At 47.4% G+C, this 23,441-nt stretch carries 24 protein-coding genes; 6 read left to right on the forward strand and 18 right to left on the reverse strand.

Going from position 1 to position 23,441, the window contains the following annotated elements:
- Positions 1–86: 86 nt before the first annotated feature.
- The 4 genes from ACO0K1_RS14175 to ACO0K1_RS14190 are packed head-to-tail and all read right to left on the reverse strand — an operon-like array spanning position 87 to position 3,745.
- Positions 87–1,388 (reverse strand): FAD-dependent oxidoreductase, encoded by a 1,302-nt coding sequence (locus ACO0K1_RS14175; RefSeq protein WP_423026813.1) that lies wholly within the window; start codon positions 1,386–1,388, stop codon positions 87–89.
- Complete coding sequence (locus ACO0K1_RS14180) at positions 1,385–1,693, reverse strand: 2Fe-2S iron-sulfur cluster-binding protein (RefSeq protein WP_423026814.1); 309 nt, start codon at positions 1,691–1,693, stop codon at positions 1,385–1,387. The genes ACO0K1_RS14175 and ACO0K1_RS14180 overlap by 4 nt, the downstream gene beginning before the upstream one ends.
- On the reverse strand, positions 1,686–2,840 hold the full coding sequence (locus ACO0K1_RS14185) for an NAD(P)/FAD-dependent oxidoreductase (RefSeq protein WP_423026816.1): 1,155 nt from the start codon (positions 2,838–2,840) through the stop codon (positions 1,686–1,688). Before ACO0K1_RS14185 ends, ACO0K1_RS14180 begins: the two co-directional genes overlap by 8 nt.
- An 8-nt stretch (positions 2,841–2,848) precedes the next feature.
- Entirely contained in the window at positions 2,849–3,745 is an 897-nt protein-coding gene (locus ACO0K1_RS14190) for a dihydrodipicolinate synthase family protein (RefSeq protein ID WP_423026818.1), read from the reverse strand.
- A gap of 315 nt (positions 3,746–4,060) precedes the next feature.
- Between ACO0K1_RS14190 and ACO0K1_RS14195 the strand changes: the two genes are divergently transcribed.
- From ACO0K1_RS14195 to ACO0K1_RS14205, 3 genes are read left to right on the forward strand one after another with little or no spacing between them, the layout of a single operon-like run.
- Positions 4,061–4,309, forward strand: a complete 249-nt coding sequence (locus tag ACO0K1_RS14195) for a helix-turn-helix transcriptional regulator (RefSeq protein WP_423026820.1) — start codon at positions 4,061–4,063, stop codon at positions 4,307–4,309.
- Positions 4,299–4,643 (forward strand): hypothetical protein, encoded by a 345-nt coding sequence (locus tag ACO0K1_RS14200; protein ID WP_423026822.1) that lies wholly within the window; start codon positions 4,299–4,301, stop codon positions 4,641–4,643. Before ACO0K1_RS14195 ends, ACO0K1_RS14200 begins: the two co-directional genes overlap by 11 nt.
- Positions 4,615–4,860, forward strand: coding sequence for a hypothetical protein (locus tag ACO0K1_RS14205; protein WP_423026824.1), 246 nt, complete (start codon positions 4,615–4,617; stop codon positions 4,858–4,860). The genes ACO0K1_RS14200 and ACO0K1_RS14205 overlap by 29 nt, the downstream gene beginning before the upstream one ends.
- 203 nt (positions 4,861–5,063) lie before the next feature.
- Here the strand turns inward: ACO0K1_RS14205 and ureG are convergent, their stop codons facing one another.
- Genes ureG through ACO0K1_RS14235 form a run of 6 tightly spaced genes read right to left on the reverse strand, consistent with a single transcriptional unit; the run spans position 5,064 to position 9,306 of the window.
- Positions 5,064–5,699: an urease accessory protein UreG gene (ureG, locus tag ACO0K1_RS14210; RefSeq protein WP_423026826.1), complete on the reverse strand. Its 636-nt coding sequence runs from the start codon at positions 5,697–5,699 to the stop codon at positions 5,064–5,066.
- Between the two features lie 32 nt (positions 5,700–5,731).
- The gene (locus tag ACO0K1_RS14215; RefSeq protein ID WP_423026828.1) at positions 5,732–6,412 is read right to left on the reverse strand and encodes an urease accessory protein UreF; all 681 of its coding nucleotides are present in this window, start codon (positions 6,410–6,412) and stop codon (positions 5,732–5,734) included.
- A 3-nt stretch (positions 6,413–6,415) separates the two neighbouring features.
- A complete protein-coding gene (gene ureE, locus ACO0K1_RS14220) occupies positions 6,416–6,931 on the reverse strand; it encodes an urease accessory protein UreE (RefSeq protein WP_423026830.1) in 516 nt (171 codons plus the stop codon).
- A 52-nt stretch (positions 6,932–6,983) separates the two neighbouring features.
- The gene (ureC, locus tag ACO0K1_RS14225) at positions 6,984–8,681 is read right to left on the reverse strand and encodes an urease subunit alpha (RefSeq protein WP_423026832.1); all 1,698 of its coding nucleotides are present in this window, start codon (positions 8,679–8,681) and stop codon (positions 6,984–6,986) included.
- Positions 8,678–8,995, reverse strand: a complete 318-nt coding sequence (locus ACO0K1_RS14230) for an urease subunit beta (RefSeq protein ID WP_423026834.1) — start codon at positions 8,993–8,995, stop codon at positions 8,678–8,680. Before ACO0K1_RS14230 ends, ureC begins: the two co-directional genes overlap by 4 nt.
- Positions 8,996–9,003: 8 nt before the next feature.
- Complete coding sequence (locus ACO0K1_RS14235) at positions 9,004–9,306, reverse strand: urease subunit gamma (protein ID WP_423026836.1); 303 nt, start codon at positions 9,304–9,306, stop codon at positions 9,004–9,006.
- 288 nt (positions 9,307–9,594) lie between these two features.
- Between ACO0K1_RS14235 and ACO0K1_RS14240 the strand changes: the two genes are divergently transcribed.
- Both ACO0K1_RS14240 and ACO0K1_RS14245 read left to right on the forward strand, forming a co-directional pair.
- Complete coding sequence (locus tag ACO0K1_RS14240; RefSeq protein ID WP_423026838.1) at positions 9,595–10,743, forward strand: hypothetical protein; 1,149 nt, start codon at positions 9,595–9,597, stop codon at positions 10,741–10,743.
- Between the two features lie 149 nt (positions 10,744–10,892).
- Positions 10,893–11,855, forward strand: coding sequence for a VTT domain-containing protein (locus tag ACO0K1_RS14245; protein WP_423026840.1), 963 nt, complete (start codon positions 10,893–10,895; stop codon positions 11,853–11,855).
- 54 nt (positions 11,856–11,909) lie between these two features.
- Here ACO0K1_RS14245 and ACO0K1_RS14250 read toward each other — a convergent pair whose 3' ends face one another.
- From ACO0K1_RS14250 to urtA, 6 genes are all read right to left on the reverse strand, one after another.
- The gene (locus ACO0K1_RS14250; RefSeq protein WP_423026842.1) at positions 11,910–12,854 is read right to left on the reverse strand and encodes an urease accessory protein UreD; all 945 of its coding nucleotides are present in this window, start codon (positions 12,852–12,854) and stop codon (positions 11,910–11,912) included.
- 57 nt (positions 12,855–12,911) lie between these two features.
- On the reverse strand, positions 12,912–13,610 hold the full coding sequence (urtE, locus tag ACO0K1_RS14255; RefSeq protein ID WP_423026844.1) for an urea ABC transporter ATP-binding subunit UrtE: 699 nt from the start codon (positions 13,608–13,610) through the stop codon (positions 12,912–12,914).
- 35 nt (positions 13,611–13,645) lie between these two features.
- Entirely contained in the window at positions 13,646–14,500 is an 855-nt protein-coding gene (gene urtD / locus ACO0K1_RS14260) for an urea ABC transporter ATP-binding protein UrtD (RefSeq protein WP_423026846.1), read from the reverse strand.
- Positions 14,497–15,582: an urea ABC transporter permease subunit UrtC gene (gene urtC, locus ACO0K1_RS14265; RefSeq protein WP_423026848.1), complete on the reverse strand. Its 1,086-nt coding sequence runs from the start codon at positions 15,580–15,582 to the stop codon at positions 14,497–14,499. Before urtC ends, urtD begins: the two co-directional genes overlap by 4 nt.
- Positions 15,579–17,177 carry an urea ABC transporter permease subunit UrtB gene (urtB, locus tag ACO0K1_RS14270; protein ID WP_423026850.1) on the reverse strand — a complete coding sequence of 533 codons (1,599 nt, stop codon included), beginning with the start codon at positions 17,175–17,177 and terminating at the stop codon, positions 15,579–15,581. Before urtB ends, urtC begins: the two co-directional genes overlap by 4 nt.
- A gap of 163 nt (positions 17,178–17,340) precedes the next feature.
- The gene (gene urtA, locus ACO0K1_RS14275; protein WP_423026852.1) at positions 17,341–18,594 is read right to left on the reverse strand and encodes an urea ABC transporter substrate-binding protein; all 1,254 of its coding nucleotides are present in this window, start codon (positions 18,592–18,594) and stop codon (positions 17,341–17,343) included.
- Positions 18,595–19,061: 467 nt separating this feature from the next.
- Between urtA and ACO0K1_RS14280 the strand changes: the two genes are divergently transcribed.
- Positions 19,062–20,186, forward strand: a complete 1,125-nt coding sequence (locus ACO0K1_RS14280) for a hypothetical protein (protein ID WP_423026854.1) — start codon at positions 19,062–19,064, stop codon at positions 20,184–20,186.
- 3 nt (positions 20,187–20,189) lie between these two features.
- On the opposite strand, the gene ACO0K1_RS14285 is transcribed toward ACO0K1_RS14280, so the two are convergent.
- Both ACO0K1_RS14285 and ACO0K1_RS14290 read right to left on the reverse strand, forming a co-directional pair.
- On the reverse strand, positions 20,190–21,752 hold the full coding sequence (locus ACO0K1_RS14285) for an FGGY-family carbohydrate kinase (RefSeq protein ID WP_423026856.1): 1,563 nt from the start codon (positions 21,750–21,752) through the stop codon (positions 20,190–20,192).
- A gap of 65 nt (positions 21,753–21,817) precedes the next feature.
- Entirely contained in the window at positions 21,818–23,440 is a 1,623-nt protein-coding gene (locus ACO0K1_RS14290; protein ID WP_423026858.1) for a glycerol-3-phosphate dehydrogenase/oxidase, read from the reverse strand.
- Position 23,441: the final 1 nt, after the last annotated feature.

Here is a 23,441-nt window from a genome sequence, read left to right on the forward strand (position 1 = left end):
CTATTTTGCAATTGGCTTATTTTGCAATTGGCTTATTTCTATGCGCGGAATGCTCCTGCGTCTTCCCAATATCACCAAATTCATTATCATTCGCTTTTGCGGTCAAAGGGCGTATCTGCCAACAAAGCCAAACTAGCGGCCTTCGCCGGAAAAACAGGTTGACGTGCATCCGGCGTTTCCCAACCATATAAAAATTGACATACGGCCCCACAAATGCGGCCTTGACAGGCCCCCATTCCAACACGCGTCATTAACTTTGCTGTCCGGCAATCGGAAAAATTCTCTAATTCTTTCGCTGTAACGTCTTCACAGCGGCAAACGAGCGTATCGGGTTTGCACAGCGTCCGCAAGCTGGCATCAATTGGAAATGCTAATTGCAAAAGCGCAGCAAACGCCACAGCCTGTTTGCGCTCGATATTGTCCGCTTCATCAATCGTTATTGAAACTGCAGAATGCCCGGCAATACGCCCTTCGATCAAGCTTTTATCAACGCCACCGATACCAGTAATTTCACCAGCGGCCCACACATCAGAACGACTTGTACTTTGCACATGATCAACAACAACTGCGCCATTTTGAATTTGACATTGCAGTAATTCAGCCAATTCAAGATTAGCGCGTATGCCATAACCACAGGCGACTAAATCACATGCAATCTGAGTATGCCGCCCCGAATGCGACAAGGTCACTGACTGCAATTCTTGCTCACCGTGTGCTTCTGTTACTTTTGCAGAATGACGATAGTGCCAAGGTTTGATTTTCCACATCAGCCCAATAGCTTGCCAAAATTTCTTTCTATGCGTTGCAAAAAGAGCCAACGTAAATTTCAGTAAGTCGATCAAGCTTCGACATTCTGCGATCACGACGACTTCGCCCCGGGCTTGCTTTACGCTCGCAGCCACTGAAAGTAATAATGGCCCGGTGCCAGCGATAACGACCCGTTTACCTTTCAAATCAGCACCCGATTTAATCAATGCTTGCAAACCACCAGCCCCCGTCACGCCAGGTAAAGTCCAGCCCGGAAAAGGTAACAACAACTCACGAGCGCCACTACACAGAATTAATTTTTCCCAGTCAACTCGCTTTGCACCATCTGGGGTTTCAACCAACAAAGAATTTTTATCTACGACGGCGATAATGCGTGTGCCAAAAAGGAATTGGATGTGCGATTGGTTCAACAATCCAGAATAGATGTTCCATGCCTGCGGATGATGCTTCTTGACATCACGCCGCCAAATCTGGCCGCCTGCTTCGCTATTTTCGTCAATGATTAATATGCTCTTTGCATGTTGAGCTACAGCGGCGGCCGCAGCTAAGCCTGCAGGACCCGTGCCCACAATTAAGAGCGAAGCAGAGATCATTATGTTGGGAGAGTCGACGACTTTCACACGCCACCTCCCGTCTCAACTACCATCCCAGATTCGCACCATACCTGACATGCTAACTGATGCGGGTGGCCATTAATGGTGACACGACATTCCTGACAAATTCCCATGCCGCACACTGCAAAACGCGCTTGTCCTGTCACGGATGTCCGCGTTTTTAAGTTTGCTTTTGATACGGAACCTGACATCGTTCTTGAAGATGGCGCAGATAAAATGCATGCCGCTACAGTCGTATTGCTATTTGTCGCGATCCATTCGCCATTCAGACAAATTTGAATTTTTGCGGATAATGTTTTTTGATCAGCCATATGCCGACTCATTTATTGACTCTTTCAATAAGCGCGATGGCGCATAAGGTGTCGGATCAATCGCTGGCTTCTGTCCGGTGATCTGATCCTTCACTATTTCCGCCGTTGCAAATGCTGTCGTCACGCCCAAACCTTCATGCCCTGCCGCCAACCATACTCCTGGGCGATGTGGGTGTTCACCAATGATTGGCTGCCCATCGGGCGATGCCGGGCGTAGCCCCGCCCATGCGCGAATAATCTGCATCTTTGCCAGACATGGCAGCAGTCGGATTGCCGACTGCAGAACGGCACCGAGGGCAATGGGTGAAACTTTGGTATCGGTTTTCCCGTCTTGTCGGCTTGACCCGATCAACCATTGTCCAGTAGCACGCGGTTGAATATTTGCTGCAACGCTTAAACCATCCGCCGTCATCGCATGTTGACCATAATCCATGCTCACTATCTGGTGCTGTAATCGACCTGGATAACGGTCGGTGATGGCTAAGTGTCCTTTGCGCGGAAAGACAGGCATATCCGATAATAAATTTGCAACGCCAAGTCCAGCGGCAACGACCACGTATTGTGCCGATAAATGTTGACCATTTTCTAACAAGACAGTGGACGTTTTTCCTGAAGAATCATGCAGCGACATCACGCGTTGCCCGCACAGAATTTCACCGCCAAACATTTGTAATTCTTGCGCTAAATGATGGGCGATGATGGGAGGATAAACCACACTATCGCCCGCCACTCTGACCGCCCCGGCAAGACCATGCCGCAAGGAAGGCTCAAGTTGTCGTAGCTGATCTGTATTCAATAGGTCTGCTTGCCATGCACGCGCATTGAGTCGTTCAGCACGCGCCTCGGCTTCGATACGCTGCTGTTCATTCTCTGCGACCCAAAGAGTACCTGATTGCACGACTTGACCAATGCCCGGATGTTGTTCCACCCACTGACGCCACAGACCTAATGAGTAAAGGCACAAATCCAGTTCCTGCGCACTCTCATCCAATGCCACTAAATGCCCCATCCCAGCAGCAGTAATACCGCAGCCGGGTTGTGCGGCATCGATTAACAGTGTCTGTCTGCCTGCCTTTTGCAGACTCAAAGCACAAGCGGCGCCTACGATGCCGGCACCGATGACAATGACATCAGAATGAGGGCGCATCAAACCTCTTAGGAGAACGAAGGTAAAAGTGGACGATTTTTTAGCGCGGTCTGGACGACATTTTCTACCCGCTGACGCAATTCCCCTTCCAGTGGCAATCGTGGTGCACGAACTCTGTCGTTGGAATGAATGACCAGGGCTTCGACCAATTTAATGTTTTGTACCAGGTAAGTTGAAACATCCAGATCGAGCAAAGGACGGAACCAACGATAGATATCTAAGGCTTCAGCATAGCGACCCACCTGAATCAACCGATAAATCGCCACTGTTTCATGTGGGAAAGCAACGACCAGACCTGCCACCCAACCAACCGCACCTGCAGTCAACGCTTCAAATGCCAGATTGTCCACGCCTGTAAACAAGGCATAGCGCTGACCAAGACGATTGATAATTTCTGTCGTGCGACGAATATCATCCGACGATTCTTTGACCGCTGCAAAACGGCGATCGTCTGCTAACTCTTCTAACATATCGGTGGTAACGTCAACTCGATAAGCGAGACGATTGGAATAAATCATAATAGGCAAATCAGCCGCCGCTGCAATAGCACGCAAAGTTGCTACCGTCTCTTTATGATTGCTATGATAAATAGTGCTTGGCACGACCATCAAGCCATCAGCGCCAGCGCGCGCGCCCTTCTCTGCCAATGCACAGGCGTCGCGGGTTGCCGCTTCTGCTACCGTCAAAATGGCTGGCTTATTTGCAGTGACAGACTTGGTTAATTTCAATACATCAATACGTTCGGCATGTGACAGCAATGGTCCTTCACCCAAGGAACCGCAGGCAATCAACCCATCACAACCTGCATCCATCAGATAGCGAAAGCAACGCTCCATTTCGTTAAAATCAAGCCCGTCGTCCTGGGTAAATTTAGTTGTTACTGCGGGTATCACACCATGCCACATCGTCGTCTCCTTGTTTTCCCGGGGCTACCGGCGGTTGATCATGTTGAGGGTTCAAATCTAAATCGATACAGCATTGTAGATCGACCAAAAGCACTTAGTCTTGACAGTTGCAATCGACGCTAATGACGAAATCGGCATAATTTCGACAAACTGTGGAAGCCAGGACAGCCGTACATCGGGCTCATATTTTACAAATTCAACTTTGATTTTATTGAAAATAAAAATTCTGGCTTATTCGCTTTAAGAAAGTAGATTGACTTTACACATCATTTTGTTGTGTAATCACAATAAATCATCATTCATAGATTACTTATTGTGGAAATATACAATCGAATTTCTGTATTTCGTGCCGAGCGCAATATATCGCGCAAAGCGCTCGCTGAAGCAGTTGGTGTGAATAACCAGACTATCGGCTATCTTGAGCGTGGTGACTACAAACCGAGTCTGGAACTGGCAATGAAAATTGCCCAACACTTTGACGTCAGCATCGATATGCTTTTTTCGTTTCAGCCATTTCCATTGATCGCCAATTCTCTTAAACAACAAACCCAACATGAAAACTAATTTCAATACCCAGATGGGGAAGGAGACGGAGCCGTCCCAGGAACATGTGGTCATCCGTTTTTTGGATAGATTGGTGATCTGGACTGGGATACCAAAACTGACAGAACAGCGCATCCGACGTCGCCCGCTAAAAGTGCTTCCGCTTATATTGGTGGCAATCAACACCATCGTTATTGCCAGTGTTTTCGCTTACCCTACTACTACGATGTGGAAATTTTTCGCCTTAGATTTTTGCTTTATGGCGGGCTGTCTTCTGCAGCCGTTTGGTCCCATCAAGCAAGCATTTAATCCTAATGATTTTTTGGATGAGAGAGATAAAGAAATGGCGAATTAAAAAGAATGCTTATTTCTTTACCTATACCTCAACGACGTTTGCGGCCATTATTTGTATGATCGCGATGACAGCAACAGCAACCTTGAGTACTTTAAAGCGAGAACAGGTACTCTGGAGTTTGCTTTGCATCCTGATTTATATCGTCAGCCTATTAACCACTTTGCCCACCTTACATGCGAGCTGGGTGATGCCTAAAGCCATAGAAGATGACGAATAATGACGGGGTTTAGCATGCGCAATTGCCATTATTAGAATTCACTAGTCATTACCAGACATTGCCAGACATTGCCAGGCATTGCCAGGCATTGTTGAGTGTAAGGCAATCGCGCTTTCACATCTTTTAAGAAAATACTGAAGCCTGAACTACTGCAGCCTGAACTACTGCAGTCTGAATCTTAGTTAAAATAGACAAGATATAAATTAGCCTTGAACAACATCCAGCATCCCTTGCTGGCGTATAAAATTAACGACCGTTTCAAGACCATCGCCAGTTCGTAAATTTGTGAATACGAATGGACGCTCTCCCCGCATCCGCTTGGCATCCTGCGCCATGATGTCGAGATTAGCACCGACATGGGGTGCCAGATCCGTTTTATTGATAATCAATAAGTCAGAACGGGTAATGCCAGGACCACCTTTTCGCGGAATTTTTTCACCGCCTGCAACGTCAATGACGTAGATAGTCAAATCGGATAATTCGGGGCTAAAAGTAGCTGCAAGGTTATCACCACCAGACTCCACCAAAATTAAATCCAGATCAGGAAAATCAGCGCTCATACGTGCGATGGCTTCGAGATTAATCGATGCGTCTTCACGGATCGCAGTATGCGGGCAACCACCGGTCTCAACACCCATCAATCGCTCTGCAGGTAAAGCATCTGCACGTAAAAGAATCTCCATGTCTTCTTTGGTGTAGATGTCGTTCGTAATGACTGCCATTTCATAGTCATCGCGCATACACTTACACAGCATTTCGCATAAAGCTGTCTTACCAGAACCGACTGGCCCGCCTATCCCTACACGCAACGGGTTAGGTTCTATCTTTGTTGTATTCATTTGTTCTCACTTCTTGGTTTTAATTTTTGCACTTATGATCGGTAAAGACGGCTATATTGCACTTCATGTTGCATTGATAAGAGCGATAACCCTGGTGACCAGTTAGATAATTCGTGATCGTGTAATCGCGTTGCTAACGCTGCTGCAATTTCCAATTCTGGACGTAACGACAAGAGTAAACGTTGTCCGGCAACCTGTCCCAGAGGAATCGATTTCACGCAAACTAAGGCTTGATTTTCTGCCCACGAAAACAGCATACCCAAAATCACCGATTCGGGTGGTACCTCGAGGGCAACCGCCGCGCAAGCGAGCGACGTTGGCAAAGGTAATTCTGATTGCGCCAACAAAATGTCCAGCAACGCGGCGTCAGCGATTTTCAAATCGCCAACTAACTTGCCCAGAGAGTATCCCATTTGAATACTCTCAGCACGAAACTCAGCGGTATCGCGGGCAGCGATAAAAAGAGAATTCCAGTGGCTGACTTTGTCCTTATCTCGCTGTTCAAACCCTTGTAACAGGCGCCATAAAATCGGCGCTTCAAACTTCGCGACCACTTCATGTAAATACTGCACAATCCAATTTTTGGCCGTCGCTTCGTTCTTAACCAAGCCTTGTTCAATCGCGGACTCCAAGCCTTGCGAATAGCTATAAGCACCAATTGGCAACGAAGGACTGGCTAATTGCAATAAGTGGAGTAAAGCTGCCGATTGCATGGTTCAGCTTTTATCTGAAGGGCGATGAATACGCTGCCGCACAGGAATCGGCGCCAAAGGATTATGTGGATGCATGTCATCCCCTGCATGATGATGACCACCGCCATATGCGCCTGCTTCAGGCTCAAAACTCGCCATCTCCTCGCTGACAGTAGCGCCGAGTCCTTGCAACATTTCTTTAAGCACCGTATCTTTTCGGATACGCAAAAAACCATCGCCAAGTTGCGCCTGGGTGTGACGATTTCCGAGATGAAACGCGCAGCGCAATAAGGCAAACGCATGATCACATTCAACCTTATAAGTTGGCTCCGGCGCGGCGAGTACTTGAATAACGCGACCATCATTACCGAGCATCAAATCGCCATCTCGCATCACGGTGCCACGCACCGTAAATACGGCGACATCTTCGCCACTCACCAAATTTGCCCGCAAGCGCGATTTTTCGCGTAGTTCGTAGGGCAAAATTAATTGTCCATCAATTTTTTCTGCTTTTTCTGTCTTTGTATGAAGTGTCAGCATTGTTGTTACAGTTTCCTATGATGAGAAATTGATTCTTACGACATCGATTCGGTTAAAACAAAAAGTAACGCTGTGCCATCGGCAACACCTTAGCCGGTTCGCAGACCAATAACTCGCCGTTGGCGCGTACTTCGTAGGTCTCAGGATCGACTTCCATTTTTGGCGCTAAGCCGTTGTGTATCATGTCTTGCTTACGAATGTGGCGTGTATTTTTTACTGGTATCAATGTTTTATTGAGCTTCAATTGTTCAGCCAGGCCAGCATCAAATCCTGCTTGTGAGACGAAAGTGAATGATTTTTTTAAACCACCACCAAAGGCACCAAACATCATGCGGTAATGCACTGGTTGCGGCGTCGGAATGGAGGCATTTGGGTCACCCATCTGAGCGGCAGCGATCATCCCGCCTTTTAAAATCATCGAGGGTTTAACGCCAAAAAAGGCAGGTTTCCATAAAACGATGTCGGCAATTTTTCCAACTTCTAGTGAGCCAACGACATGCGAAATACCGTGCGTAATGGCGGGGTTAATCGTGTATTTGGCGACATAACGTTTGGCACGGAAATTATCATTTCCAGCGCCATCTTCCGCTAACGATCCTCGCTGCTGCTTCATCTTATGCGCAGTTTGCCAGGTTCGCATTACTACTTCACCAACCCGCCCCATCGCTTGCGAATCGGATGACATCATAGAAATAGCACCGATGTCATGCAAAATATCTTCAGCCGCAATCGTTTCACGACGGATACGCGACTCTGCAAAAGCAATATCTTCAGCAATTGCCGGATCAAGATGATGGCAAACCATCAGCATGTCCAAATGTTCATCCAGCGTATTGACCGTGTATGGCCGCGTTGGATTGGTGGATGATGGCAACACATTCCCCTCCCCCACTGCCGCAATAATATCTGGCGCATGCCCACCGCCTGCACCTTCAGTATGAAAAGTGTGAATAGTACGGTCTTTAAATGCGGCTAAGGTATGCTCTAAAAAGCCGCCTTCATTTAAGGTGTCGCTGTGGATGGCGACCTGCACATCCATACGATCAGCCACAGTCAGGCAATTATCGATTGCTTGCGGCGTGCTGCCCCAATCTTCGTGCAGCTTGAGCCCAATTGCACCGGCACGAATTTGTTCTTCTAAGGGTAACGGCACGCTGACATTGCCTTTACCCAAAAAACCCAAATTCATAGGAAACGCGTCGGCTGCCATCAACATTGAATGTAAATGCCACGGTCCCGGGGTACAGGTCGTTGCTGCCGTCCCGACTGCGGGGCCAGTGCCGCCACCCAGCATGGTTGTCACACCGCTCATTAAGGCTTCTTCGATTTGCTGCGGACAGATAAAGTGGATGTGTGAATCAATACCGCCGGCGGTAACAATCAGGCCTTCGCCAGCAATAATTTCAGTCGCACCGCCAATCGCCATATCAACGCCTGGCTGAATATCAGGATTACCCGCTTTACCGATGCAGGCAATCAGGCCATTTTTCAAGCCGATATCGGCTTTCACGATTCCCCAATGATCAAGAATAACAGCATTGGTGATTACGGTATCCATGACGTCGCGATGGGCTCTTTGCGATTGTCCCATACCATCACGGATGACTTTTCCACCGCCAAACTTGACCTCTTCGCCATAGATTGCAAAATCTTTTTCAATTTCAATAAACAGGTCTGTATCAGCAAGACGTATGCGATCGCCCGTAGTTGGGCCAAACATTTCTGCATAAGCCTGACGAGAAATCTTCATGGTGCACCTTTCAATTTACCCATTACCAGTCCGTTAAAGCCATACACGACGCGCTCGCCTGCCAATGCCACGAGTTCAATTGTGCGTTGCTGACCGGGCTCAAAGCGCACTGCAGTGCCAGCTGCGATATTTAAGCGCATCCCATAGGCGGCGTCGCGATCAAATTTTAAGGCTGGATTCGTTTCAAAAAAATGGAAGTGTGAGCCCACCTGTATCGGTCTGTCACCACTGTTAGCGACGACAATACTTGCGGTAGGTCTGCCGACATTCAGTTCGATATCGCCATCGGCGATCAACATTTCACCAGGTATCATGGCAACTCCTAAGGGATGGGATGATGAACAGTCACGAGTTTTGTTCCATCAGGAAAGGTAGCCTCGATTTGAATATCCGGAATCATCTCGGGCACGCCTTCCATGACATCAGATCGCTTCAGTATCCGGGTGCCGTCGGACATTAATTGCGCGACGCTTTTACCATCGCGCGCGCCCTCCATGATCGCCGCACTGATCAGTGCGACAGCCTCCGGATAGTTCAATTTCAAACCACGTGCCATTCTCCGCTCTGCAAGCAGGGCGGCGGTAAAAATCAGTAATTTATCTTTTTCTCGTGGAGTTAAATCCATATGCCACCTCTTTCAGCAATTTTTCAGTCATCCATTATTGTGCAAAAATCAAACCAGCTTTTATGCACCATTCTGCTACGATCATCGTTGTGCGAAGTAACAAATGTTGCATTTTGGTGCAAATTTTGACATTTTTTGTGCGTCAGCTCTGTGCCTTCGATCTAAAACGCAGAAGTGACCATCAGAAGGCATTGACCAAAAAAGATCTTCACTACAAATACGTGACGTTCAAGGTATTTGTATAATGCTTCTTAACTTTATGCTGCAATACATTCTGGAAGAAACAATATGAACCTCCGCCAACATGCCCTGACCTGCTTAGCTACACTTGGACTGCTGTGTGGAAGCGCCAGTAAGGCTGACGATACACCGCAATGGCAGCGTGTTCACCTTGGTTCTGATGGTCATCACCAATATGACTTTCCTTTGTATGCGAGTCAGAATTTAAGCCTGCAACAGTCGAAAGTACAAGAAGTCATTATCGTTCAGCATGGTATTCAAAGGAATGGCGATGACTACTTTACATCGGCGATGCAACTTTTAAAAAATTCCGGACGTAATGCGGATGAAATTCTCATCATTGCGCCAAATTTCCCTGGCGTGCCTGATAAAAACAAAGGCTTTGATCATATGCCAATTTGGTCGGTTCAGGGTTGGAGCGGTGGCGACAATGCGGTCGATGGCGCAGGATCTGAGAACGGGCTCAGCTCACTGACGGTCTTGGACGATATCTTGTTGATGCTAACAAATAAAAAACGCTATCCAGCATTACAAAAAATCACAGTAGCCGGACATTCCGGTGGCGGCCAACTGGTGCACCGTTATGCCGTCCTTAATCATGTTGATGAGCAAATACGTAAGTCAGGCATGGATTTGCGTTATGTGATCGCCAATCCTTCGTCATACCTTTACTTCACGCCTGAACGTCCGCAAGGGAATGGCTTTAAAGTATACGATCTGGCGGTCTGCCCAGCCTACGATGATTACCGTTATGGCATGCAGCACATGGTACCCTATGCTGGCACAATGAATGGTATTGCGCTGTTTCAGCGTCACTTGCAACGTCAGGTAACTTATTTAGCCGGCACCGCTGATAATGACCCGAATCATCGGGTATTAGACAAATCCTGTGGAGCAGAAGCAGAAGGTCCAACCCGCATTAGCCGCGCACGTGGATACTGGCACTATGAATCCTATCTGGCAGGCGACCAACGTCTGCCAATGCACCAACGATATGAGGTCGTCGATGTTGGACATAATCAAGAGCTCATGTTTGGCTCACAATGTGGGACGCAATTGTTATTTGGCAGCAAGGTTGCGCCAGCAGCGGGTGCGGCTAGTTGCAACATGATCGCACTCGGCGCCGGCGGCGACAAAGCCGATGACGGGACAGGCAATCAGGTTCGATCGAATGATCGCGATGAAGACCATGACTAAGTAAGCCATCTTTAACCATTTCAATCTTTACAAATAAGACCCTTAAATACGATTTTTAAATAAGATTCTTAATTCAGACTCTTAAATACGACTCTTAAATACGGCTTTTAAATCAGACTCTTAAATCAGCCCTTCAATAAACTCCTCTTATGCCCACACTCTGGCTCAATGAATTTCTCACCAACAATAGCAGCATGCTCATTTTTACGAATGTCTTGCTGCAACAGTTAGGATTGCCCGTGCCCGCGGTTCCAACCATGATGCTGAATGCGAGCCACGTATCGTCATTACTTGCTTTGGGAGTCATGCTGGCGGCAGCAGTCGCAGCCTCGTTGATCGCAGATTTAATCTGGTATCAGGCAGGAAAAATATTTGGCTATAGGGTGCTTAAGTTGCTATGCAAGATGTCGATCAATCCCGGATCATGTGTGAATCAAACTGAGGCGCGCTTTATCAAATGGGGTATGTGGTCGCTGGTTTTTGGAAAATTTATACCAGGCTTTTCAACTGTTGCACCACCCGTTGCTGGTGCCTTGGGTATGTCACGCGCAAAATTTTTATTCGCATCGGCAATCGGTGCGTCCTTGTGGGCAGGAATTGCATTGTTGGCTGGTTTTGCTTTACAAGCGCAAATCAGTGCGACCATGGGTGTGCTTGAACAACACGGCATTCAAATCGCCAGCGTGTTTGTTCTCCTATTTTCAGGGTGGTTGGTCTGGAAAATCTGGCAAAAGCGGCGCTTCGACCAACTGGCCAATATCCCGCATATCAGCATTGAGGAATTAGCCTATCTCAGTTCAACAAAAATCCCTTTTCACGTGATTGATCTTCGTAGCCAGACGCTGATCGATGAAACTGGCATCTTCCCGCAAGCATTAGTACGGAATGTCAATAAGGTTGGCGAAAATCTGGAACATATTCCAGAGGCACAATTAATTATCACCTTCTGCGCCTGCCCGGGAGACGCCAGTGCCGTTCATGCAGCGCATACGCTCAAACAAATGGGATTTAAGGATGTACGCCCCCTCAAAGGTGGTTTTGACGTTCTGAGCGGCACAACGTGGATTGTGCAAGCAGAAAATAACGCTCAAATTAGAAATTCTAAATTCTAAATTCTAAATTCTAAATTCTAAATTCTAATTTCTAATTCCTAATTGCACCAATACTCAAGTATTCCAGATACGCGGTATCGCCGCTGCATTGTGATTGATGACTGGACGCACATGCTGCCAGACTAATTGCATCCATTGCCTTGCAAGTTCACTTGAATTGCCCAGGTAACGTGCGACGATCACTGATTTCATTTGGGTGACACCACAGACGGCATCAGGCTCACGGGATCGAATCAAGCCGCTGGATTGTTCACGTAATTGGTTCAATTGGTCAGTGTTCAATAATTCGCCGCAGCCCAAAACCATAGCGCATACCGATTTACCGTTAAGCCCCAATGGACTATGCATTGCTGAACTGGCACCATTAACGCTCCCCTGCTCGTGCCAGATTATTTTGCCATCGCGAAAAATACGACTATATTGCGTAATTTCACCGCTAGTGTAAATTTCATTTGAAGCAGTACGGCCAAAACACAAAATATCAGCGGCAATAAAACTGGCATTACCACTCAAATGTACCGTTTGATGCAAGCGGACAGTGGCATCATTAAAGAAAATCGTCTCTTGCGGCAACCATTCCAAATGGGCATTATTGTCGACATGCAAATCGACTGTCTGACCAGAAATATGACCGTTGCTCCGATACCATTTCGCCGCACCGGGTGTTGTAATCAAGGCGTGGCCATTTTCGCCAACACGTGCAGTGATTTGCAATTGATCACCGCCAACGACGCCACCTGGAGGGTGAATCACAATCGCATGACAAATACGGTTACCTTCTGGATACAAAGGTTTTTGAACTCGCAAGGGGCCGCTATGCTGGCGTTCTGTCAAACGCGTCGTACCCGCATCATCCGCAAATCCCAATTGCAGGCTGGCATGCCAATGCGTTTTCGCCTGGTGAGAGAGCTCAGATTCTTTGACAGGGGCATTCATAGTGATAGGGTAAGGCAAGTCGCTTCGTCTTAATTGCAAATGAGTAGCGTACGATTCTACCATTCATTAATCATTCATTAATCATTCATTAATCATTCAATAATCGAACTACTACTCGCGCTACACAGCCAGATGGCGCTTCACCTCATCGCTGTCCATGGCGCTTTGTGCACCGCTTGCCACTACTTCACCACGAGACAGAACAATAAACTGATCTGCCAACTCTTTGGCAAAATCAAAATACTGTTCACACAATATAATCCCCATGTCACCACGTTCACGTAACAGCTTAATTACGCGGGCAATGTCTTTGATGATAGACGGTTGGATACCTTCGGTAGGCTCATCAAAAATGATGAGTTTGGGTTCCGCCAACAAAGCCCGTGCAATCGCCAACTGTTGTTGTTGGCCACCGGACAAATCACCGCCTCGGCGATGTAACATGTCTTTCAATACTGGAAATAATTCATAGATATCGCTCTTAATGACGTTCGCTCGTTTAGCCGGCAAGGTCGCCATCCCCATTAATAAATTTTCCTCCACAGTCAGTCGTGCAAAGATCTCCCGACCTTGGGGTACATAAGCCATTCCCGCTTTGGCACGTTGATGCGGCGCCATTTTATTGATTGATTGCCCTCCAAACACCACGTCGCCTTGTGACAACGGCAAGACACCCATCAAACATTTAAGCAACGTGGTTTTGCCCACGCCGTTGCGACCAAGCAAAGCCAGACACTCGCCCTGCTTTACACGCAAAGAGATACCGCGCAATGTATGGCTGGATCCATAATGTTGATGGAGTTGTGTTACTTCTAACATAAATTCCCTGTCAGTGAAATTATCATCTTCATTCATCAGCGGCCGAGATATACCTCAATGACACGCTCATCGGCCTGGACTTGCTGCATACTGCCCTCGGCTAACACGGCACCTTCATGCAAGACTGTCACCTTGCCCTGCTGCGCAATTTCGGTCACGAAGCCCATGTCATGCTCGACCACCATAATCGAATGCTTACCCCGCAGCTCATTGAGTAATTCAGCGGTGCGGGCCGTTTCTGAATCAGACATGCCTGCCACGGGCTCATCGAGCAAAATCAATTGTGGCTCTTGGATCAATAACATACCGATTTCTAACCACTGCTTTTGACCATGTGACAGCAATCCAGCCTGACGAGAAGCGTGCTCATGCAAACGGATAAGATCAAGGACAGCGGCAATTTTGTCACGCTGTTCGCTATTGAGTCGGGCAAACAAAGTGGTTACAACGCGTTTGTCCATTTTCATGGCCAGCTCAAGATTTTCAAACACGCTATGCTGCTCAAAGACGGTTGGACGTTGAAATTTCCGACCGATACCGGCATGCGCAATCTCGACCTCGTTCATTTTTGTCAAATCCATCGTCTGACCAAAAAATGCACTGCCGGACGTTGGTTTAGTTTTGCCAGTAATCACATCCATCATGGTTGTTTTACCGGCACCATTAGGCCCGATGATACAGCGTAACTCACCCACCGAAATATCCAGATTCAGCTGGTTAATCGCTTTAAAACCATCAAACGAGACCACGATATCTTCGAGATAAAGAATGGCGCCATGCGTGGTGTCCACGCCAGGTTGTTTGATGCGCTGGTACGAGACACCTTGATCGCCCGTAGCACTGTCATATTGCTTGCCCGGACGCAGGATGCCGCTAATTACATGGTTCATGCGACCTCCTTCGATGTTTTAAATTTTGCAAAAACGCCGAGGATGCCTTGCTGCATAAAGAGTGTTACCAGGATGAATAGCAACCCCAAAGCATAGAGCCACAAATCCGGAAAAGCCGCCGTGAACCAACTCTTCAAGCCATTGACAGTGAAGGCACCAAGAATAGGGCCAAGTAAAGTACCACGGCCACCTACAGCAGCCCAGATTACCATTTCTATGGAATTGGCTGGCGACATTTCTGATGGATTAATGATCCCCACCTGCGGCACATAAAGGGCTCCCGCAATACTGCACAGAACTGCCGACAAGGTCCAGACGAACAACTTAAACCAGAGTGGGTTGTAACCGATAAACATCAAGCGTGATTCAGAATCGCGGACACCTTGCAATACACGCCCTAGCTTTGACGTCACGATCCAACGACAAAGTATCAATGCGCCGAACAAGCATAACAAAGTCACCAAAAACAAGACTGCTTTGGTCGACGGTGCAGTAAGACTAAACCCAAGCAAGCGTTTAAAATCGGTGAAACCATTATTGCCACCAAAACCAGTATCGTTGCGGAAGAACAGCAACATGAACGCATAGGTCATCGCCTGCGTGATAATGGAGAAATAAACGCCTTTGATACGTGATCTGAATGCAAAGAAACCAAAAATAAAGGCTAATATGCCGGGCACAAAGATCACCAATGCCATACAGTATAAAAAGCTATCGGTCATCGACCAATACCACGGATAGGTTTTCCAATCGAGGAACACCATAAAATCAGGTAAATCACTTTGATATACACCATCGTGTCCGATGGCACGCATCAAATACATACCGTGCGCATACGCCCCTAAGGCAAAAAATACGCCATGCCCGAGCGATAAAATGCCGGTATATCCCCACACCAAATCCAACGCCAACGCTGCCAGCGCATAGCACATAAATTTGGCGACAATGCCCATCACGTAAGCAGAGATATGCAGCGGATGTCCGTCTGGAAAGCTCAAATTTAAGATCGGCAATAAAACAGCAATCGCCGTCAGACCGAGAATAAATAACCAGGTGGTTCGCGGAAATAATTGATGCATCATTCAACACTCCTGCCTTTGAGTGCGAACAAACCTTGCGGGCGTCGCTGAATGAAAATAATGATCATGACTAGGATCACTATTTTTGCCATGACTGCGCCAGCAACAGGTTCTAAAAATTTGTTCACTTCACCTAAACCAAATGCGGCCAATAAAGTACCGGCTAATTGACCTACGCCACCAAGTACCACGACCATAAAAGAATCAACGATATAGTTTTGACCAAGATCAGGGCCCACATTACCTAACTGCGAAAGTGCGACACCGCCCAAACCTGCAATACCCGAACCGAGCCCAAAGGTCAGCATATCGATCTTACCGGTAGCAACGCCAACACAATCAGCCATCCGACGGTTTTGCATCGCGGCACGTACAAACAATCCGAGCCGCGTTTTATTGAGGATCAGCCATACCGCAGCGACCACAGCAAGGGCAAAGAAAATAATCACGATGCGGTTATAGGACAGTACCAAAGATCCGAGTACCGTCACACCGCCTGACATCCAGGCTGGATTCGCGACTTCGACGTTTTGAGCACCAAAAATAGTCCGCACTGTTTGCATCAGAATCAGGCTGATACCCCACGTACAGAGCAGGGTTTCGAGTGGGCGACCGTAGAGCCAACGAATCACTGTGCGCTCCAAAAAAATACCAACGAGACCCGATACTAAAAATGCTGCCGGTACCGCTAACAATAAATAAGCATCGATGGCTTGCGGGAAGAAATGTCGAAAAAATAGTTGGCAAGCATAGGTGGTATAAGCACCGATCATTAATAGTTCGCCATGGGCCATATTGATGATTCCCATCAGGCCGAACGTAATTGCCAGACCAAGTGCCGCCAACAATAGAACGCTGCCTAAGGAAACACCATAAAAGAGATTGCCGATGATTTCTGTCCGTGCGAGTTTAGTGTCCAAAGCATGCAACGTCGCGACGACTTCAACCCGGATACTTTCATCGGGCTCCGCATAACTACCATCAGGATTGCGCTTTAACATTGCCTCTAAGATTGGCTTTAAATTGGCGTTGCTCGTTTCCGCCAAGCTTTTCACTGCGGCCTTGCGGGCAACCGGATCGGAGGATTGTAAGTTTGCTGTGGCAATGAGTAACTGAAGTTGCGCCTTAATTTCAGTGTCATTTTCCTGCAAATAGGCTTTCTGCAATAACGGTAACTGTTCAGCAGTGGCTTGCTGTTGCAAATCATGGACGGCGGTTAACCGAGTTGATTTATCCTTAGAAAATAACTTCATCCCAGACAAAGCACTCTCCAACGCACCACGCAGACGATTATTAATGACCAGCACATCGGCACCCTCTGGTAACGCACTCGCTTTACCAGTAGTCAAATTAGTCGTAGCTTCTCCATCTACCTCGTAGACGACATTATCTTTGAGATAAATATTTTCATTTTTCAAGGCACTTAAAACTCGTGCTGCCTCGTCATTCGCCAGCGCAGCGATTGCATTGACGGCGACAATCCGGGCATCTGGGTCATCACCCGCCAAATCAAGCAACAAGTGCTGATCGATCATTGCCTGTGCACTACAGCAAAAGACCATGCCCAGCACCATGCTAAGGATTTTTTTTATGTTCATAGAAGAAGGCTTGCAATGTGCTTTCATTAAAAGCGAAAACGAACGACGATAGAGTCAGTAATGAATGTCAGTAACAAACGCCAATAACGAAGACCAGTAACGGCCGCCAGTGATCAACCTGAACTCTGACGGCCATGCTGAATGAAAAATCAGTCGCGGAAAATTACAGTTTTTGCTTACCTTCATTACCCTGGATGTATGGGCTCCATGGTTGTGCGCGAATTGTTTCTTTGGTTTTGTAGACAACACTGAACTGGCCATCGGCTTTAATTTCACCGATCATCACTGGCTTATGCAGATGATGATTCGTTGCGTCCATCATCAATTCAAAACCTGATGGTGCTTTGAATTTCTGACCACCCATTGCGGCAATCACTTTGTCGGTGTCGGTAGATTTTGCTTTTTCTACTGCTTGCTTCCACATGTAAATACCGACATAGGTTGCTTCCATCGGATCATTGGTCACGACAGTTGCTGCATTCGGTAGATTTTTGGCGGCAGCGTAAGCTTTCCATTTTTTAATGAATTCTGTATTGACCGGATTTTTAACCGATTCAAAATAATTCCATGCGGCCAGATGACCAACCAATGGCTTCGTATCGACGCCACGCAATTCTTCTTCACCCACCGAGAAAGCAACGACGGGCACATCGGTCGCTTTTAAGCCAGCATTACCCAATTCTTTATAAAATGGGACATTCGAATCGCCATTAATTGTCGAAATAACGGCAGTTTTTCCACCCGCTGCAAACTTTTTAATGTTGGCCACAATCGTCTGATAATCGGAATGTCCAAACGGTGTGTAGACTTCATCTATATCCGTGTCTTTCACACCCTTGCTGTGCAGGAAAGCACGTAAAATTTTGTTTGTCGTACGTGGGTAGACATAATCGGTTCCCAACAAGACGAAGCGCTTGGCTCCGCCACCCTCTTTGGACATCAAGTATTCCGTTGCCGGAATTGCTTGCTGATTTGGTGCAGCGCCCGTGTAGAACACATTTTTTTCGAGCTCTTCACCCTCGTATTGCACTGGGTAAAACAATAAGCTATTCAATTCTTTGAATACTGGTAACACGGATTTACGTGATACGGATGTCCAGCAGCCAAAGACCACAGAAACTTTATCCTGCGCCACTAACTGACGCGCCTTTTCAGCAAACAAAGGCCAGTTCGATGCCGGATCGACGACCACGGGTTCCAGTTTTTTACCCAACACGCCACCGTGTGCGTTAATCTCATCAATCGTCATCAAGGCGACATCTTTTAATGAGGTTTCTGAGATTGCCATTGTGCCGGACAAGGAATGCAAAATCCCTACCTTAATCGTATCTGCGGCGACGGCTTGCGACATCCAGCCTGCGCTTGCTAAAGTCATTACAGCCAAAGCAGTTGCTTTTAAAACGGTGCGACGTGTCATGATTTCTCCTAGTGATGGTTAAATACAAAAAGACTACGAGCTTCATCATCCAGTTAGCATTAAGTGTGCCAGCTTGCGCAATGCAATATATTTTCTTGCCGCTCTCTCCCTATGAAAATCACAGATTTGATACCGAATTTAAAATACGATTTATTGTCGATATCAAGATAATTCCGTGGCATTTTATCGTTCAACGTCTCGCATCAAAATTGCACTCAAATCAAACAATCTCGTACATCGCACAAATTCGGTGAGCGCAAATGACCTTTACGGTGCATCCACCTTATTTGTTTGCAACTATTTACAAAGATCAAAAAAAAACGCACCAAAGTTACCCCAAAAAAAACTTACTTTAAGGAACGTACGATGAATCACCGTGCGGAGATCGTGGCGAATAAAAAATGAGCTCAAGCTTTGCCAAGGTCTGTCGATAATTAGCAGAGTTACCCAACATCTTGGAGACTGAAATGATCATCAGTTCATCTCAGGTTGCAATGCAATCGTGGCAAAGTGTCAGTACTCAGTTCAGTTCTAAACAAGAACTAAGACTATTTGCGGGGGCGGCTGATGATACGCCGGACAAATTAAGCAGTATGCCGGATAATTCAACGTTGGTGCAGATATCCGATGTCGGGAAGGCCGCACTGGCGACTTTTGATTTAGCGAACGCCAATTCGGCATCAAATGCCCGACAAGCCTCACCCTCTGCAGCCAATGCAACAAACAATAATGATGCCTACGCCAGCCTGGATCCCAAAATGCAATCGCTGATCGAGATATTGCAAGAAATTTTTAGGCTGACCATACACCTCATCAATCCAGCCAATTTTTCGCACGCTGATCAGCCAACGAATACCGCCTCAATGCAAGCATCGACGTCACAGGAGGCCGGCGCTATCTACAATGCGCAAACCACCTCACTACAAACGACCAGCACCAATTTTAGTGCCGAGGGTGAGATTGAAACCAGTGACCATAAAATAATTCACTTTGATATGAACCAGTCGTTACAAACGACACGACAAGAAACCAACTCCGTCACGATCAAATCTGGCAGTGCTTTGAAAGATCCTTTGGTGATCAATTTTTCAAGCAACTCGGTTCAGTTGAGTCAACAGAATTTTTCGTTCGATCTGAATAACGACGGCAAGCAAGTTTCTATGCCATTCATTCAGGGCGGTGGCTATCTGGTATTTAATCCTGACAGCAGCGGAAAAATCACCGACAAAACACAATTATTCGGTCCTGCTACAGGCAACGGTTTTGCCCAACTTCAGTCACTGGCAAACCACTTTGAAAATCATAATATGAATAATGGTTGGCTGGATGAAAGCAATCCAGCCTATAGCCAGTTGGGTGTTTTAATTGAAGGTAGCAATGGCAAACCACAATTTATCAGTCTGCAGCAAGCCGGCATAGGTGCCCTCTATCTCGGCAACGCCAGCACGCAAACAGCGATTGGCGGCAATAGCGCAACTTCAGGAGAATTAGAATCATCCGGCCTATATTTAAATAACAACGGTACCGTCGGTAGCATGCAAGATGTTGAAGTGAACACTACGCCATTAAATAATTCTGGCCGATCATATTAAACGTTAGTGCATTTTCGGATAACCGGTAATCTGCTGAATTTCTTTATACAAAGGTTGTAAGCGCGCATACATCTTTTGATAGACGCGATGGTAAAGCTCGTTGTAAATCTGGTGATGATGCGCAATCGGCTCGAACGTTTTTCCTATCCGTGTCATCGCACGCACTGCTGTATCAAAATCAGGATGCAAACCTAACCCGACTGCAGCATCTATCGACGCTCCCAGGCCTGATGTCTCATAAATATGCGGACGAGACGTGGGCAAACCAAAAATATCTGCTGTCAATTGCATTGCAGCATCACTTTGTGAGCCACCACCAGAAATTCGCAATTCAGTGATCGCGACACCGCTTCTCTTTTCGATTCGTTCTTTACCTTCACGCAGCGCATAGGCCAGGCCCTCAAGGATCGCGCGATACATATGAGCACGCGTATGCACGTCGCCAAAACCTATCATGGCGCCTTTAGCCTCTGGTCCAGGTACCTTAATGCCGGGCGTCCAATACGGTTGCAACATCAATCCCATAGAGCCTGGCGGCACTTCATTTACCAGCTCGTCAAACAACGCCTCAGCAACCACACCCTGCGCTACCGCTTGCGATTGTTCGTGATGACCAAATTGCTCTTTAAACCAATTTACCATCCAATAGCCGCGGAAAATTTGCACTTCCGTACTATACGAACCGGGAATAGCGGCTGGATAAGGCGGGATAAAGGGCGTCACCTCCAGATATTTTTTGCTGGTCATATTGATCGTCGCGGTCGTGCCATAACTAAGGCAGCCGATATGCGGCTGCTGGCAGCCAGCGCCAATGACTTCGCAGGCCTTATCCGCAGCGGCGGCCACAAGTGGCGTGCCAGCTAAGATGCCGGTTTGTGCAGCGGCCTCCGGTGAAATGCTGCCCATGATCGTACCGGGACGAACAAGTTCAGACAGGGTTTCCGCTTTTATTGCCAGTGCTTGCCATTTCCAATCAAACTTACTGGCCCATTTCAGACGTTTATAATCAAAAGGCAAATAGCCGACTTGTGAACCAATGGAATCAATAAATTTGCCGCACAAACGATAGTTCAGATAACCGGACAGCATCAGGTAATGCGCCGTTTTATCCCAAATCTCCGGTTGATGTTGTTTAATCCAGTTGGTCTCTGCTTCACCACGAAAGAAATTAATCGTATCGCTGACACCAGCAATTTTGAAGGCAGTCAACCATAATGGATTCACTGGCGGAACCACGTCCGTTCGTCGCTGATCCAACCAGGTTATCGCCGGACGTAGCGGCTGACCGTGTTGATCGAGATTAATCATCGTGCCACGTTGCGTAGTCACTGCCACGCCATGCAAAGTGTCTGGTGAAATGCCACTTTCGCCCCATAAGCGTTGGCATGCGGTGCAGACGGCTTGCCAATAATCTTCAGGATGATGTTCCGCCCATCCAGGTTGAACTGAAAAATAAGCCTCCAGATGTACCTGTGATTTCGCGACGATGTTGCCGTTAAGATCAAACAGAATCGCACGGACACTTTGAGTGCCATTATCGATCGCTAAAATATATTTCTTATCCATATTATTTTTTTGTTTCGTCTCGTATTTTTGACAAAGAAACATTGCTCGATGGCGACGTCAGACGGTCAGCTAATTCGCCAGTTGGCGATCAAGTTTTTATCAGGTAATGCATAATTTTTTTTCCATAACGCCAGATAGGCTGTTTGTTCCTGGTTCCAACGAGGTTCATCCCACGCCAATTCTGCCTGACAGATGGCGCGAAAGCGCGGAAAATGTGCTTCGCCACCGTGACGCAACAACAATCCTAACCGCGTACGGCGTAAAAGCAAGTCTTCAAGGTGCAATACCGCTTCCTTGCGCGCCGCCCAACGTAGCTCCACCCACATGGTTTCAGTACCAGGAATCAATTCCAACTCACCCGCTTGCGCGCAAGCAACCACGGCCGTCGCCAGTTTGCCGTAATGTCCTGACAAACGAACGCGTTGTGAATTCGGTATCTGAACTTGCATGGTGCTTGTGTCATCTCGCTCAAAAAGCGGCGTAACGCGCCAATTTGGCTGCCATTCAGGCAAATGGGAGGCAATATGCTTTAACGCATCCAGTGCAATCAACCGAAATGTAGTCAACTTGCCACCCGTGACTGTCAACAGACCTTTTTCTAACCAGACCGCATGGTCACGGCCTTCCTTTGAAGGATCAGCTTTGCCTGTATCGATCACTGGCCGCACCCCCGCATAGGTGGCGATAATGTCATCCAAATTTAATGCCAACGACGGAAACTGAAAAGCCAACGCCTCCATCAAATAGCTTACTTCATCCGGCGTAATTGCTGCCTCCGATTGCAAATCGGTATCGTGATCAACATCCGTCGTGCCGACCAGCGCCACGCCTTCCCACGGATAGACAAATACTGGACGTCCGTCACGCGGATGCATCAGGCTCACGGCTTGCGCGACAGGCAAACGCCACAAAGGTAACAAAAGATGACTTCCTCGCAATGGCCGAATTTTGCCATTCGTGCCCTGGAATTGCCGTAAGCGATCAACCCAGGCACCCGTAGCATTGATGATAGTGCGCGCTTGAATCTGATACTGACGCCCGCTGATTGCATCGGTAACTTGCAGACCCCGCGCCACATCGTTGGCATAATTAATCCGTGTAGCAGCGAGATAATTAATCGCTGTTGCACCAAAAGACTGTGCCTCTTGCAGGACTCTCAACACCAGACGCGCATCGTCGGTTTTCGCATCGTGATAGCTGAGACCGCCTTTTAAATCATGATGATCAATGTGCGGTGCCATCATCAAAAATTCATCTTTTGCAAAGTAATGCCGCGCAGTTTGTCCGGCCATCTTGTCATAGATTGCCAGTCCCAGAGAAAACATCCATCGACCTGGCTTACGGCCTTGATAATCGGCGAATGCAAAACTCTGGGTATCAACTAATCCACCAGCATCCTTCATCAATGCCTGGCGCTCTTGGACCGCATCGCGCGTTAAATTGAACTTGCCTTCTTTTAAATAACGCAGACCGCCGTGAACCAGTTTGGAAGATCGGCTGGATGTCCCCCAGGCAAAATCACGTTGTTCGATCAATAGTACTTTCAAACTGCGCCGCGCCGCTTCCAACAAAATGCCTGCGCCGGTAATGCCACCGCCAATGACAACAATATCCCATGCTTGATCATGGTTCGACAATACCTGATCGAGATTATCCCTGAAAGCCGTATCCCACAACGATGAGCTCATT

Origin of the sequence: Undibacterium sp. SXout20W, from assembly GCF_049340285.1 — a bacterium.
GTDB lineage: Bacteria > Pseudomonadota > Gammaproteobacteria > Burkholderiales > Burkholderiaceae_D > Undibacterium.